Annotated in this window: 14 protein-coding genes; 7 read left to right on the top strand and 7 right to left on the bottom strand. The window is 69.9% G+C overall.

The window, feature by feature from the left end; all coding sequences use genetic code 11:
* The first annotated feature begins 23 nt into the window (after nt 1–23).
* The 4 genes from SYV04_RS31295 to fdxA all read left to right on the top strand — a co-directional run bounded on the left by SYV04_RS31295 (nt 24) and on the right by fdxA (nt 3210).
* Nucleotides 24–1175, top strand: a complete 1152-nt coding sequence (locus SYV04_RS31295) for an acyl-CoA dehydrogenase family protein (protein WP_321549626.1) — start codon at nt 24–26, stop codon at nt 1173–1175.
* 103 nt (nt 1176–1278) lie between these two features.
* Nucleotides 1279–1656 (top strand): rhodanese-like domain-containing protein, encoded by a 378-nt coding sequence (locus tag SYV04_RS31290; protein WP_321549625.1) that lies wholly within the window; start codon nt 1279–1281, stop codon nt 1654–1656.
* A gap of 31 nt (nt 1657–1687) precedes the next feature.
* On the top strand, nt 1688–2776 hold the full coding sequence (gene asd / locus SYV04_RS31285; RefSeq protein WP_321549624.1) for an aspartate-semialdehyde dehydrogenase: 1089 nt from the start codon (nt 1688–1690) through the stop codon (nt 2774–2776).
* Between the two features lie 92 nt (nt 2777–2868).
* Entirely contained in the window at nt 2869–3210 is a 342-nt protein-coding gene (fdxA, locus tag SYV04_RS31280; protein ID WP_321549623.1) for a ferredoxin FdxA, read from the top strand.
* Between the two features lie 71 nt (nt 3211–3281).
* Here fdxA and SYV04_RS31275 read toward each other — a convergent pair whose 3' ends face one another.
* The 3 genes from SYV04_RS31275 to SYV04_RS31265 form a co-directional block, all read right to left on the bottom strand.
* Entirely contained in the window at nt 3282–4115 is an 834-nt protein-coding gene (locus SYV04_RS31275; protein ID WP_321549622.1) for a hypothetical protein, read from the bottom strand.
* A gap of 125 nt (nt 4116–4240) precedes the next feature.
* Nucleotides 4241–5284, bottom strand: coding sequence for a hypothetical protein (locus SYV04_RS31270; protein ID WP_321549621.1), 1044 nt, complete (start codon nt 5282–5284; stop codon nt 4241–4243).
* A gap of 13 nt (nt 5285–5297) precedes the next feature.
* A complete protein-coding gene (locus SYV04_RS31265) occupies nt 5298–6491 on the bottom strand; it encodes an MFS transporter (protein ID WP_321549620.1) in 1194 nt (397 codons plus the stop codon).
* An 80-nt stretch (nt 6492–6571) separates the two neighbouring features.
* Between SYV04_RS31265 and SYV04_RS31260 the strand changes: the two genes are divergently transcribed.
* Nucleotides 6572–7045, top strand: a complete 474-nt coding sequence (locus SYV04_RS31260) for a GNAT family N-acetyltransferase (RefSeq protein ID WP_321549619.1) — start codon at nt 6572–6574, stop codon at nt 7043–7045.
* Between the two features lie 3 nt (nt 7046–7048).
* Here SYV04_RS31260 and hrpB read toward each other — a convergent pair whose 3' ends face one another.
* From hrpB to SYV04_RS31240, 4 genes are all read right to left on the bottom strand, one after another.
* Complete coding sequence (gene hrpB / locus SYV04_RS31255; protein WP_321549618.1) at nt 7049–9613, bottom strand: ATP-dependent helicase HrpB; 2565 nt, start codon at nt 9611–9613, stop codon at nt 7049–7051.
* 36 nt (nt 9614–9649) lie between these two features.
* Nucleotides 9650–10615: a hypothetical protein gene (locus SYV04_RS31250; protein WP_321549617.1), complete on the bottom strand. Its 966-nt coding sequence runs from the start codon at nt 10613–10615 to the stop codon at nt 9650–9652.
* A 75-nt stretch (nt 10616–10690) separates the two neighbouring features.
* Nucleotides 10691–11395: an HAD family hydrolase gene (locus tag SYV04_RS31245; RefSeq protein ID WP_321549616.1), complete on the bottom strand. Its 705-nt coding sequence runs from the start codon at nt 11393–11395 to the stop codon at nt 10691–10693.
* Nucleotides 11396–11460: 65 nt separating this feature from the next.
* Entirely contained in the window at nt 11461–12093 is a 633-nt protein-coding gene (locus tag SYV04_RS31240) for a HEAT repeat domain-containing protein (protein WP_321549615.1), read from the bottom strand.
* 132 nt (nt 12094–12225) lie between these two features.
* Between SYV04_RS31240 and SYV04_RS31235 the strand changes: the two genes are divergently transcribed.
* Complete coding sequence (locus tag SYV04_RS31235) at nt 12226–12618, top strand: DsrE family protein (RefSeq protein WP_321549614.1); 393 nt, start codon at nt 12226–12228, stop codon at nt 12616–12618.
* Between the two features lie 167 nt (nt 12619–12785).
* On the top strand, nt 12786–14045 hold the full coding sequence (cglB, locus tag SYV04_RS31230; protein WP_321549613.1) for an adventurous gliding motility lipoprotein CglB: 1260 nt from the start codon (nt 12786–12788) through the stop codon (nt 14043–14045).
* The last annotated feature ends 55 nt before the right edge of the window (nt 14046–14100 follow it).

Below are 14100 nucleotides of genomic sequence, written 5' to 3'. Positions count from 1 at the left end.
CTGCCCACCGGGAGGAGTCGCGGATGCTGCACGGCTACGGGCTGTACCAGGAGGAGCACGAGGCCTTCCGTCGCACGGTGCGTGCGGTGGTGGACAAGGAGCTCCTCCCCTTCGCTCAGGAGTGGGAGGCCCGGGAGGAGTTCCCCCGAGAGCTGTTCCGCCGCTTCGGCGAGCTGGGCTTCCTCGGCCTGAAGTACCCGGAGGAGTACGGGGGCTCGGCCGCCGGAGAGCTGTACGAGGCGGTGCTCCTGGAGGAGCTGGGCCGCTGCGGCTCCGGAGGCGTCTCCGCAGGCCTGGCCGCTCAGTTCACCATCTCCACCGGCCCGCTCCAGTTGTTCGGCACGGACGCGCAGAAGCGGCGCTTCCTCGCCCCCGCCATCCGAGGCGAGAAGATCGGCGCCCTGGGGATTACGGAGCCCGACGCCGGCTCGGACGTGGCGGGTCTGCGCACCACCGCCGTGCGCGACGGGGAGCACTACATCGTCAACGGCTCCAAGACGTACATCACCAACGGCGTGCGCGCCGACTTCGTGGTGCTGGCGGTGAAGACGGATCCGACGGCCGGTCACAAGGGCCTGTCCATGCTGATCCTCGAGAAGGGCACGCCGGGCTTCAGCGTGGGGCGCAAGCTGCAGAAGCTCGGGTGGCGCGCCTCGGACACCGCGGAGCTGTTCTTCGAGGACTGCCGCATCCCCGCCGAGAACCTGCTCGGCCAGGAGGGGCAGGGCTTCTACCAGATCATGGGCAACTTCCAGTGGGAGCGCCTGTCCCTGGCGCTCGGCGCGCTCGGGGCCATGGAGGACATGCTGGAGAAGGTGCTCGTCCACGTGAAGCAGCGGCGCGCCTTCGGCCAGACCCTGAGCGGCTTCCAGGTGGTGCGCCACAAGCTCGCGGACCTCTTCACCGAGCTCGAATGCGCGCGGCAGCTCACCTACCACGCGCTGCGCCTGCACGTGGGCGGGCAGTACGCCGTGGCGCAGACCTCCATGGCCAAGAAGGTGGCCACCGAGACGGCCTGCCGCGTCGCCGACGCCTGCCTCCAGCTCCACGGGGGCGCCGGCTACATGATGGAGTATGACATCCAGCGTCATTGGCGCGACGCCCGCCTGGGCCCCATCGGCGGCGGCACCAGCGAGGTGATGAACGAGATCATCGCCAAGCAACTCGGGCTGTAGGGGCCCGGGAGGCCCGCACGGGGCTGGGCAGGCAACCGGGCACGCGGAACAGGCCAGGAGCGCGCCGGGTTGCCCCTGATGGAACCCCGCGGTGGAGGTCCTCATGGAGCTCCGTATCCCCTGCGCCGAGTTGTACCTTCGGCTCGGGGACGAAGATGTCCTGGTCCTGGATTGTCGCTGCCCGGAGCACTGGGAGGAGGTCGAGTTCCACATCCCAGGAGCCCTGCGGATGAGCCCGGACGAGGTCGCTCGGGATCTGTTCATCCTCCCGGACGATGAGCTGATCGTCCTCTGCGGCTGTGAGCAGGACGGGGAAGAGGTGCTGCGGCTCTGTCGCCTGCTCGTGCTGCGAGGGCGCAACGCCGTCTGCCTCCAGGGGGGCATCCAGGGCTGGATGAACGAGGGTTTCCCCACGGAGCGACACCTGTGTCCTACACCTACCTTCAACAGCTCGCGTGAAGCCGGCGCCGAAGGGTGGTAAGCAGCGCCGGAAACACGGGAGATAACGCACCATGTCGAAGCTCCGGGCCGTCCTCATTGGCGCCACCGGCCTTGCCGGTCAGCAGTTCATCGCCGCCCTCCAGAACCACCCCTTCATCGAACTCACCGGGCTGGCGGCCTCGCCGCGCTCGGCGGGCAAGCCGTACGCGGAGGCCCTGCGCACCGCCAACGGCATGACGGCGTGGTTCGTCCCCGAGCCGCTCTCGCCCGAGCTGGCCCGCATGACCGTGGTGAGCGGTGACGCGGTGCAGGGCAAGGACTACGACATCGCCTTCTCCGCGGTGGAGGCGGACGTGGCGCGCGAGCTCGAGCCCCGCCTCGCCAAGGACATCCCCGTCTTTTCGGCCGCGAGCGCCTTCCGCTACGAGGCGGACGTGCCGCTGCTGATTCCTCCCGTCAACGCCCACCACGCGCCGCTCATCCGCGAGCAGCAGCGCCGCCGAGGCTTCAAGGGCTTCATCGTCCCCATCCCCAACTGCACCACCACGGGCCTGGCCGTCACCCTGGCGCCGCTGGCCGAGCGCTTCGGCATCAAGGCGGTGCTGATGACGAGCATGCAGGCCATGTCGGGCGCGGGCCGCTCGCCGGGCGTCATCGGCCTGGACATCCTCGACAACGTCATCCCCTTCATCCCCAAGGAGGAGGGGAAGGTGGAGGTGGAGACCAAGAAGATCCTCGGCACGCTGCAGGCGGACGGCGCCTCCATCGCCGGCCATGACGTGAAGGTGTCCTGCACCTGCACCCGCGTGGCGGTGCTCGAGGGCCACACCGAGTCCGTCTTCGTGTCCCTGGGCAAGAAGGCCACGGTGGCCGAAGTCACGGCCGCCATGCGCGAGTGGAAGGGCGCCGAGGTGTCGCGCAACCTGCCGTCCGCTCCGCCGCGCTGGATCGAGGTGCTCGACGATCCGTTCCGCCCCCAGCCCCGGCTGGACCGGGACACCCACGGCGGCATGGCCACCACGGTGGGCCGGGTGCGCGAGGACGCGGTGCTGGAGAACGGCTTCAAGTACCTGCTCGTCTCCCACAACACCAAGATGGGGGCGGCCAAGGGCGCCATCCTGGTGGCCGAGCTGATGCGGGCCCAGGGCCTGCTGGGCTGAGGGGCAGCCGACCTGAATTCAGGTGCGGTCCCCATTACAAATTGTCTACTGTGCGCGCCCGCTGATTTTTTTGAGCTGAGGAGAATCTTTCGATGGCCTACGTCGTCGCCGAGCCTTGCATCAAGTGCAAGTACACCGACTGTGTCGAGGTGTGCCCGGTCAACTGCTTCTACGAGGGAGCCAACTTCCTCGTCATCCACCCGGATGAGTGCATCGACTGCGGAGCCTGCGAGCCGGTGTGCCCCACCAAGGCCATCTTCCCGGAGACTGACCTCCCCGCGAAGTGGGCGGAGTTCAAGGCGCTGAACGCGGACTTCGCCACCAAGTGGCCGAACATCGCGGAGAAGCGCGACGGGTTGCCCGAGGCCGAGGAGTTCAAGGACAAGGACAACAAGCGCCACCTGCTGGACACCAAGCCCGGCGGCAAGCGCTGAGCGGTTGTCTCGCGGTGCGGTGGTGACGAGGGCTCTCTGCCTCCGGGCGTGAGAGCCCTCTGTGTTTCGCCTCACTCCGCGCGCAGCGAGCGGAGCCGCAGCCCTCGGGCGCCCAGTGCGTCCCGGATGCGCGCCAGGTCCTCGTGGGCGAGCGGGCCGTCGCGTCCCTGGATGCGCAGCGCCACCTCGCGAGGACCCGTGCGCTCCACCTCCACCATGGCGGTCAGGGGGGCTCCGAGGCTCATTCGCAGCGCTGGCCGCTGAGAGCGCACGAAGACCTCGATCTTCTCGATGAGCTCCAGGGCCGCCTGGGTCTTGAGCTGCGCGTCAGGCTCCTCCACGAGCCTCGGGCCCGAGGTGCTGGCCGTGTGGCGCGCCTCGCCCGTGGGAGCGAGCCCTTCCGAGGGCGCACGGGAAGCCTCTTCGTGAGTGGGCGCGGCGCGAGAGGCCGCCACGGGCGCGGGCTCGACCTGGAACCCTCGCACCAGCTCCCGGGAGATCAGCTCGGAGACCCGGTGCTCCGTGCGCTCCTGGGTCAGGGTTTGCGCCTCGGTGCGGGAGGTTCGCAGGCGCTGTGCCTCTCCGTGCATCACCTGTCGCGCCTGTCCGAGGTTCTCCGGTGTGGCCAGGGCACTTCGGGTCGTGGCGAGGACCACGGGCCCTCCCGCGATGGCAGGGCCCCCGGGCGCGCGAGCGGTGCTCGGCGCAGGCGCAGTGGGACGCTCGGAGGGAAGGGGCAAGCGGGGCGTGGGCTTGCCCGTGCTTGGGGGAAGGGCGGGTCGCGGTGGAGCGGGTGCCCGGTGGGAGGCCTGGGGCCCTCCGGCCTGCTGGAGTACCCGCTGGAACTGCCCGGGCGTCTGCGTGGGCTTTACCGGCTCTCTCGGATCGTTCGCCTGGACCTTCATCAACCCCTCGTCGCTGTGGTGCAGCCAGGGGCAGAGCACGGGCCGTGCCAGGGGTGCTCTCCTCGGAGAGCCCACCGCCCACCGTTCATCCGGTGGACGGTGCGTCCAGAATCGAGACAGGCCTGCTAGCGGCGCTGGCCGAAGCCGCCGGGCTGCGTGGGCGCGGTGCCGGACAGCTCATTGTACGCCGCCGGGCAGGCCGCGGTGGCGTTTGGGTCCACCAGGGGCGCGCCCTGGGACCAGTCTCGGTCCATGAAGAGGATCGCGTCGCGGAGCTCCACGTCCGTGATGCCCTTCTTGTACTCCCAGAGCCGGCCCCGCACGAGCATCCGGGTGCCCTTGGGGACCTGATCGAGGTTGATGTACTGCTTGTCGGCGAGTCGCGCGGTGACGCGCACGCCCTTGGGCTTCTCCACCGGACCGCCGAAGAACTGGACGCCTCCGGCATTCGGGTCGGCCGGGTACCAGACGAGGTGGGCGAGCAGGGCGGGCGGCTCGTCATCCACGGGCTCTCCGCGCTTCTTCTTCTTGGGCTTCTTCTTCTTCTCGAGCCCGGCGTCGATGAACTCGAGCCCTCCGAAGACCACTTCCCGGTCGATATAGGTGTCGCGGAAGACGGCCTCGGCGGTGCTGGCGGCGGTGGTGTTGGCGCGCACCACCTCTACCTCGTAGCGCTCGCGCAGCAGGGGCAGGTTGAGCATGAAGTTGTCGACGGGCTTCACGCCCTCGGACAGGAAGCGCAGCTTGCTCAGGTCCATATGCGGGTAGTGCTGGGACAGCACCACCGCCGTGTCGAGCCAGTCCTGGGAGAGCTTCCGGTCGATGAGCACCCGCCGCATCATCGCCACGAAGTAGGAGCCGCCCGGGAAGCGCGCGTTGGACATCTGCGTGTTCAGCGCCTGGGCGAGCATGGGGTCCAGGTAGAAGTTCTCGTCGCGCTTGTGGATGTAGGGCGCGGTCTCCCCCAGCAGGGTCAGCAGGCCGCCGATGACGATGGCGCAGCTGGGTTCCGAGGGCCCCTTCACCAGGGCCTGGTTCAGCTTCGACTTGGCGAAGCGCCGGTCCAGCTCCTCCTCCTTGAAGAGGGGGGGAGCGCCCGGGTTGAACAGCTGGGCGGAGGCCGGGAGGGACAACAGTCCGAGGGTCAGGGCGAGCAATACGGGACGCATCGGCCCCAGTTTATCACGGGGGAGCGGCCTGGATGGGCTCGTCGGGTTTGGGCAGGGGCTTGGGTGAGGGGGAGGCCTGGAGGACGAGCACGGCGGCCACCACCTCCAGCAGGGCCGCCACGCCAAAGAGTCCATGCCCGCCTCCGAGCAGGGCATACCCGGCCCCGGAGGCCGCGAAGCCCACCAGGCCTCCGACGCCGAATGTCACCGCCGCGAAGATGCCCTGTCCGGAGGCCCGCAGGTGCTGGGGCACCCGGCGCGCCATGAAGGCCACGCTGCCGACGTAGAAGACGCCGAAGGTCATGCTGTGCAGCAGCGCGAGCGCCACCAGGAGGACCGGGGAGGTAGCGAAGGCCATGCCGACCCAACGCAGCGCGCTCACGAAGAAGGCCAGACCCAACAGGTGTCGGGGGGCGATGCGGTGGGCCAGGCGCGGGTAGAGCAGCAGCGCCGCTACCTCCGCGGCCACGCCCGCTCCGGCCGAGAGGCCGACCACGGAGGGAGGCAGGCCGAGCGCCAGGACATGGATGGCCAGCATCCCGTTGTAGGGGGTGCAGGCCATCCAGTGGAGGCTGGTGGCCGCCAGGAGCCAGCGCAGATCCTTGTTGTCGCGCAGCAACCGCAGGCCCGCGAGCGGGTGGGGCGTGCCGCCCAGCGGGGTCCGCGAGCGAAGGGTGAGGCTCCAGACCGCCAGCGTGGATAGCAACACCAGGGGTGCGAGTACGGCGAGCTGGCCCACGCTCTTGGCGACCAGCCCGAAGGAGACGGTGCAGAGGATGAAGCCGACCGAGCCGAACAGGCGCAGGTGGGCATAGTTGCCCCCTACCTGGGCGACGCGGTTGAGCGCCAGGCTGTCCACCATAGGCGTGATGGAGGAGGCGAAGCAGGCGTAGACGGCGAGGGTGGCCACGAGGGCGGGGAAGGTGGAGACGCCCAACAAGGGCGAGAAGCCAAGGGCCGCGCCCACCACGAGCAGCGTGAGCACGTGGCTGATCTTCCCGGTGCGATCGGCGAGGTGCCCCCAGAGGGGCGGGGCGACCAGGGACATGAGGGGCGAGAGGGCCAGCAGCAGGCCCACCTGGGTGGTCGAGAGCGCGAGGGAACGCAGGTAGGCAGGCAGGAAGGGCTGCGTGACGCCGACCGAGCCGAAATACAGCATGTAGAAGCCGACGAGGGGTATTCGCCCGGCCACCTGGGGAGGGGTCATCTCGTGGAGGGGGGCCTTATCACGGTGTCCCGCTTTTCCGTCTGTTTGACGTGCGAGCTTTTGTGTACGGTGACTCCGTCATGTCCGACTCGGCGACCCCACAGCCCGTCACCATTGTTCCGATCACCAACGAGGGGGAACTGTTCCAGGCGCTGGCCATCCGCGAGGTGGTCTTCATCGAGGAGCAGCATGTTCCCGAGGGCATCGAGCGCGACGCGGAGGACGCGAAGGCCTACCACGTGCTCGCCATCCAGGGCGGCCACGCCATTGGCACGGGCCGCCTGGTGATGCTGCCCCAGCCGCCCCCGGAGCGGCAGGGAAGCTGGGCGCAGATTGGCCGCATGGCGGTGCTGCAGTCCTCGCGCAAGGCGCGGGTGGGCTCCATGCTGCTGGAGGCGCTGGAGGAAGAGGCGCGGCGGCGGGGCGTCAACGGCATCATGCTGCACGCGCAGCTCTTCGCGCTCGAGTTCTACAAGAAGCACGGCTACGAGGCGGTGGGCAGCGTCTTCATGGAAGCCGGCTTCGAGCACCTGGAGATGCACAAGACGCTCTGAGGCTCAGCGCCGAGGCGGGCGCGGAGCGGGTGGCTGGGCGTGGCGCGGATCCTCGGGCCAGCTGTGCCGGGGGTACTTGCGGCACAACTCCTTGCGGATGGCCGGGTAGTGGCGCTCCCAGAAGCCGGCGAGGTCCGTCGTCACCTGCACGGCGCGCATGTTGGGCGCGAGCAGGTGTAGCACCAGCGGCACGCGGCCCGCGCAGACGCTGGGGCCCTGGGCCATGCCGAAGAAGTCCTGCAGGCGGGACTCCACCCAGGGCGGCTTGCCCGGCTCGTAGTACACCTTCACGCCTCGGCCGCCGGGCAGGGTGACGCGCTCGGGGGCGTGGTTGGACAGCAGCCGCGCCTGTTCGGAGGTAAGGCGGGAGTAGAGCGCGTCCAGCAGGGACACGCCCTCCAGGTCCGCGAAGCTGCGGGCTCCGGAGCACAGCGAGGCGAGCGAGTCGCGCAGGAAGGCGTCATCCACGGTGGGAAAACCGGCCTCGGGGAAGGCCCCCGCCAGCAGCGCCACGCGGGTGCGCCACTGGGTGAGAGCCTCGGGATCGGCGAAGCGGCCGGGGCCCGCGGCGAGCGCGGCCTCCACCAGCACCCGGGCGGCCTCTTCGGAAGGGGGCGCGGGGGTGCGGGTCTCTTCCAGCACGAGGTTGCCGTAGGCCAGCCGGGTGATGCGCTCGACGCGCCGGGAGTCGGCGTTCCACTGGAGGGCATCCACCTCCTCCAGGGCGTCCGGGTAGAGGTCCAGCAGCCACTCGGGCTCCACGGCGCTGGCCAGGCGCACCATGGCGCCGCGACCGGGGCGCTCTTCGGCGTCCACGGCGACCATCAGCTCGGCGTCCTGCACGACGCTCAGCTCGGAGAGGGCGGCGGTACCTCCCCCGAAGAGGAGTAGCTCCGGGGCGCGAGGTCGGCGCCGCTTCGCCACGCGGTCGGGATAGCCGGCGAGCACGCTGAGCATCAGCGCCTCTTCCACCGCCTCGGGACGGTCCGGACGCCGGCCCGAGTCTCGGACGACGCGCCGGAGTTGTCGCTGCACCCGGTCCACGGACTGCACGGCGCCGGGCTCCAGGGAGAGCGAGTGGAGGCGCCCGTTGGCGAAGTCCGCGCGCTCGGCCTCGCGGAAGCGCTCCAGGAGCTCCAGCAGATCCGAGGGTCCGCTGACGACGGCGGACGAGCGCCCCGAGCCTCCGAGGTTGGCACGGGCCTCGCGGCGGATGTCCCGCTCGCCCATGAGCGCGGCGAGCGCGGCCGAGTCGGCGCCCACGCCGCGGCGCTCGCCTTCCACGATGATGCGCGCCTGGCGAGGGTGGACGGGGAAGCGCAGCAGCCGGTTGCCGATGTCCGTGACGCGGCCCTGAGCATCCACCGCGCCCAGTCGACGCAGCAGCGTCTCGGCGGCCTCGAGGGAGGCAGCGGGAGGCGGCTCGAAGAAGGGAAAGGAGGTCAGATCCCGCACGCCCGAGGCACGCAGGGAGAGCACGGTCTCCGCCAGGTCCACGCGGCGGATCTCCGGGGCGTCCTGCTCGGGCCGGCCCTCGAAGTCGTGCTGGGTGTAGAGCCGCAGACAGTGGCCTGAGCGGGTGCGGCCCGCGCGACCGGCACGCTGGGTGGCGGAGGCTCGGCTGACCTTGGACAGCTTGAGCGTGGGCAGGCCGGACCAGGGCGAGTGCGAGGCCACGCGGGCCAGTCCGGCATCGATGACCACGGCAACGCCATCGATGGTGACGGAGGTCTCCGCGACATTGGTGGAGAGGATGATCTTCCGGCGCGAACTGCGGCGCACGGCGCGGTCCTGCTCAGCGGGAGGCAGGTCGCCGTGCAGCGGGAGGACATCCACGCCGTGGCGCTCGGCGAACTCGGCGCAGGCGTCCCGGGCGCGGCGAATCTCCCCGGCGCCCGGGAGGAAGACGAGGATGTCCCCATCCATGCCAGCGGCGAAGACGCGCTTGATGGCGGAAACCACCTGGGCATCGAGGTACCGGTCATCCGCGGCGGGCAGGTACTCCAGGCTGACGTCGAAGCGGCGGCCCTCGGAGCGCAGGCCGGGACAGTTGCCCAGGTAGGCGCGGATGGGCTCGGCCTCGAGGGTGGCGGACATGACGACGATCTTCAGGTCCGGCCGAGGGCCCTCCTGGAGCCGGCGGAGCATCGCGAGCGACACATCCGCCGCGAGGTGCCGCTCGTGGAACTCGTCGAGGACGACGATCCCCACATCGCGCAGCTCCGGGTCGGACAGCAGGCGCCGGCCCAGCACGCCCTCGGTGACGAAGGACAGCCGCGTCTTGGGGCCTCGGACGTCCTCGAAGCGAACCTGATAGCCAACGGTCTCGCCGACCCGTTCGCCCAGCTCCTCCGACACCCGCTGTGCCGCGAGCCGGGTGGGGAGTCGCCGGGGCTGGAGGACGATGATCTCCTTGCCCTGACCGAGCTTCGCCTCCAGCAACGCCCGGGGAACGCGCGTCGTCTTTCCCGCGCCCGGGGGGGCCTCCAGCACGAGCGACCGCGCGCCGCGCAGCGTGGAGACGATCTCCGGCAGGAGCGGATCGATGGGGAGGGCGACTTCGGGCATGGCCATCTCTCTAACGAACAGGAGCCTTCAAGTCGCTCAGGGAGTCTCCTCGGAGGGAGGCTTGGGCTCGGCCTTCTTGCGGCCACGGCGAGCGGGCTTGGGCTCCACGGGGGTGGCGGCGGCGGGAGCCTCGGGGGCCGGGGGCTCGGGCTCCGCGGGGGCCTCGGCGGCGGGCGGGGGCTCAGGTGGCGCGACGGGAGCCGGGGGCTCGACGGAAGGCTCCTCGACATCGAGGTCCATGTCCTCACCCGCGAGCTCGGGAGCACTCTCGGACATTGTCTCTTCGGCCCCGAACGGGAGCCCGCGGCCAGCGCGCCGCTTGGGCTTGGCTGCGAGCCCGGTGGAGTCGAAGGCGCCCGGGACAGGGACGAGCGCGGCCTCGGCGAGCAGCCGGGACTGGCGCACGGCGACATCCAGCCGATTTCCGACGGAGGTCAGCTCCGTGCGCAGCGGCGCGGCCTGGGAGTCGGAGAGGCTCGCGGGGACGAGGCTGGCCTGCCAGGCGGCGTAGGTCTTCGCGACCTGATCCACGACGGGGCGGACGAAGGCGAAGTCATCCTGCGCGAAGATGCGGGTGACGTAGCTGGACTTGAGGCGCCGCTCATACGCGGAGGCGAACTCGTCCACGGTCTCCTGGGGAGCGCGGCGGAGCTGGGGGAACTTGAGGTGGGGGAAGAGCGCCTCGATGACGGGGGCGCGGCTGCTGGCACAGAAGGTGATGCCAGCGTGCAGCTTCTCCAGGGCATCGACCCACAGGTTCTGCTGCTGGAACGAGAACTCCTCGCGGGCCTCTTCGAGCTCGGGCAGGTCCTTGGCGCGCTCGAGGAGGGCGGGCGCGGGGGCGAGGGCGTCGCGGACGAGTTGCAGGGCCGTGGCCATCCACGCCTTTTCGGGCTCTAGGGCCTCGCGCTCCGCGATGACGTCACTGGCGGTGGTGAGACGGGCCTCGAACGCCTCGGCGAAACGGATGAGATCGTAGGCTTCCAGCGTGGACAGCGACATGCGGTGGGAACTCCTCGGGAGGGCGGGGGAGATACCACACCCGGAGGGGGCCTCGGGTCAGGCGTGCGAGGCTTGCTAGCGATCGTGCAGGAGGGCTTCCAGGGCCCCACGCTCGGTGAAGTTCGGGAAGGCGAAGTCGGCGCCGGAGTCGAGGAGCGCCTGGGGAGTGAAGTTGCCTGTCCCCACGCCGATGCAGAGAGCGCCGATGCCCTTGGCCGCCGCGACATCCTTGGGAGTGTCCCCGATGACGACCACGCGGCACTCCTCCAGGGGAGCGCCCAGCAACTGCGCGCCACAGCGGGCGCCGTGGCGGATGAGTTCGACGCGATCCTCGTGGTCGCAGCCGAAACCACCGAAGGCGAACTGCTCGTAGATGCCCACGCGCTCCAGCTTCACGCGCGCGCCCTGGCGAACGTTGCCGGTGCCAAGGCCCACGGCGACGCCGGTCCGAGAGCGAGCCTCGTTGACGGCCTCGCGCATGCCGGCGTGGACGAAGTATTCGCGGTCAGCGGCGCGCTGAACCTCGGAATCGAGCAGCGAGAGGTAGCAGGCGATGATGGAGTCGATGGCCTCGGCGCTGACCTCCGCGCCGATGATGCTCAGGGCCTTGCGGACGATGGCCCGATCAGTCATCCCGGACAGGCTGAACGACTCACAGGCATCGAGGCGGCCGTAGAGCTTCTCGAAGGCGCGAGAGATGGCGCGGCGACCCGCGCCTCCAGTGGTGACGAGGGTCCCGTCGATATCGAAGAGGAGCACGGTCGGGCGCATGGCCCCCATCTAACGGAAGGCCTGTCCCGAAGCGAGTCCGAAGGCAGGGCAGGAGCCGTGCGCCCGCTACCCCTTCAGGGCTCGACGAAGGTTAGTCCTTGCTGGAGGGCCTCGCGGACCAGCGGCGCCTCCTCGACGGGCAGGCGCTCTTCCAGCGCGTGCTGGACTTCAGCGCCTCCCAGGCGTCCGAGCGCCCGGGCTGCGGCCATGCGGACATGCGCGTCACGATCCTCGAGGAGCGGCAGCAAGGTGGAGACAGCCTCTGTGCCGACGCGCAGGCCGAGCGCGGTCACGGCGCTGGCACGAAGAGGCGCCTGCGCCCGAGCGTCCTGAACGAGGGCGCGCAGCCGGTCGGTGGCCTGCGGATGGTCCACGGCGGCCATGGAGGAGACGGCCTGGGCCCGTTGAGACACAGGCGCCTTCGGATCGGAGGCCATCTCTTCAAGGACGCCGAGAGCCGCCGGCCCGAGGGGCTTCCACCGGCTCTCATAAGGAGGAAACGCATCGGGCCGCTCGAGCAGCGAAGCCACCTCAGTGCGCAGCGCCCCAGCGGGCGAAGGAGAACCCCTCGCTCCGGAAGGGGGCTCCGCGGGAGCGGCCTGGAGCGTGCTCCCCGCGCCGAGCAGGAGCACGGCGGCAAGAGTCACGGCCCCCCGCTTGAGGGCGAGAAGGCCCGGGCGGGCGGCCCCGAGGGAGGCGGTCGGCATGGGCATGCGAGGCTCCTTGAATCGGGGCCTGGGTTATACGCCGTCCTGCGCTGGGGCTCGACGGAGCCCGGAGACTTTCGCTGAAAGTGGATAGTTGAAGCGCGCGGGCGGGCCGTTATGGTCCATGCCGCCATGGCCGGACGCGTCTTCTTCTTCCTGCAGCACGCCACGTATGAGCCCGCGTTCCAGGCGGCGTCGATGGGCATCACCGCGGCGGCGATGGGAGACGAGGTGTACTTCGTCTTCGCCTTCGATGCGCTGCGCCAGCTGGTGCGCGGCACCTTCGGGTTGCCGCACAGTGAGAAGGAGCGGGCCGAGAGCGCGCGAGCCGAGGGGCTCGGGGTGCCGACACCAGCACGGATGCTCGAGGAGGCACGGGCGCTGGGCGCGAAGCTCATCGCCTGCGACACCACGGTGCGCATCTGCGGCTTTGTCCCACAGGAGCTGGAAGGCACTCTGGACGAGGTGATGGGCCTGGCCTCGATGTGGCGCATGACGGCGGGCGCACGCACGCTTGCCCTCTGAGCGCTGCTCCCGTACTGCAACTTGACAGTGACACCTAAATGGGATGCTTGAGGCGCGGGACGTTGTAGCCTCGGCGCCGAGCGGCAAGTTACGCTCTCGGGACCGTTGTGCCTGGAAGCAACCTGAATGCGCGGGGGCCGGTCCCCGCACGAGGAAGAACGCACTCTATGCGCGCCAAGCTGACCCTTCTGAGCGCCTTCGTCGTTGGCATCGTCGGAGGCGCGATCGCGTCTGGCTGCCAGACGTACGACTTCGAGCCGGTGGAACCGCTCGCGATCGCTCAGACGACCGTGGGCGATGTGATCAAGGCCCGTTCGCAGAAGCCCAACATGATGGTGCTTCTGGACACGTCGGGCTCCATGACGTTGCCGGTGGACACGTCGCTCGCGGCGTGCCAGCTGCCGAGCGGAGGCGGAGTCTGCGGCAACACGCCCAGCACGCCCTGCCCGGTGAACACGTGCCCCACGCGTTGGACCGAGCTGCAGGCGGCGATGTCCCGGTTCCTCGACGACAGCGGCTCGGCGGTCCGTTTGGGCCTGACGACCTACCCGGGCGCGGCGCAGCCGAACAGCCTCCGGTGTGAGTCCTCGAGCGAGGTCCGTATCTCCGTCCCGCAGGTGGATGACGCGGATACGGCGTCCTTGCAGAGCGCGGCGGATCAGATCCAGGCGGTGATCCAGGGCATTCCCAACTCGGGACCGAACCAGCCGTCGGGCGGTACGCCGACGAGCTTGAGCCTCAACTTCGTGGGAGGCGTCGGGACACTGCAGACCACGGAGCGCCAGGACTTCGTGCTCCTGTTGACCGACGGTCTGCCCAACTGCAACCCGAGCAACCCCAACGGAGGCGGTGATGTCGCCGCCTGCCGCTGCACCATCAACCGGTGCCAGGGCGACTACACGCAGCTGGGGTGCCTCGACAAGGATGCCTCGGTGACGGCGGTCACCGAGCTTGGGAAGAAGGGCATCCAGACCATCGTGATCGGCTTCGGTGCCGAGACGGCCTCGGGTGCGGGTCCTGAGACGCTCAACGCCATGGCACAGGCGGGTGGCTTCGCGCGCAAGTGTACCGACGAGAACCCGAACGCCTGTGGCGCGGGGGACACGTGTGATCCGGTCACGAAGCTGTGTGGCCGCGCCTTCTACCAGGCGGCGAACCAGGCGGAGCTGTCCCAGGCGCTGGATGCCATCATCAACCTGGTGGGTAACCGGAACATCTGCCTGCTGGAGCTGGCGCCGGCCCAGCGTCCCACGGACGACAGCCTGATTGTCGTCTATGTGAACGATGTGCCCACGCCTGGGGGCTCGGATACCTGGACGCTGACGGACGAGGGTGTCCTGTTCCAGGGCTCTACGTGCGAGCGCATCCGGGCGTCGACCGACGCCAACCCGATCAAGGTCGAGGCCCGGGCGGTGCAGCGCAAGTAGTCTGGAGTGGCTTTACCCGGGGCGGGGCGGCGACTAAGAGGGGTAACGCCGCCTC

The sequence above is a fragment of the Hyalangium ruber genome (genome assembly GCF_034259325.1).
Lineage (GTDB): Bacteria > Myxococcota > Myxococcia > Myxococcales > Myxococcaceae > Hyalangium_A > Hyalangium_A rubrum.
This window is presented reverse-complemented; position numbering and strand designations above follow the sequence as displayed.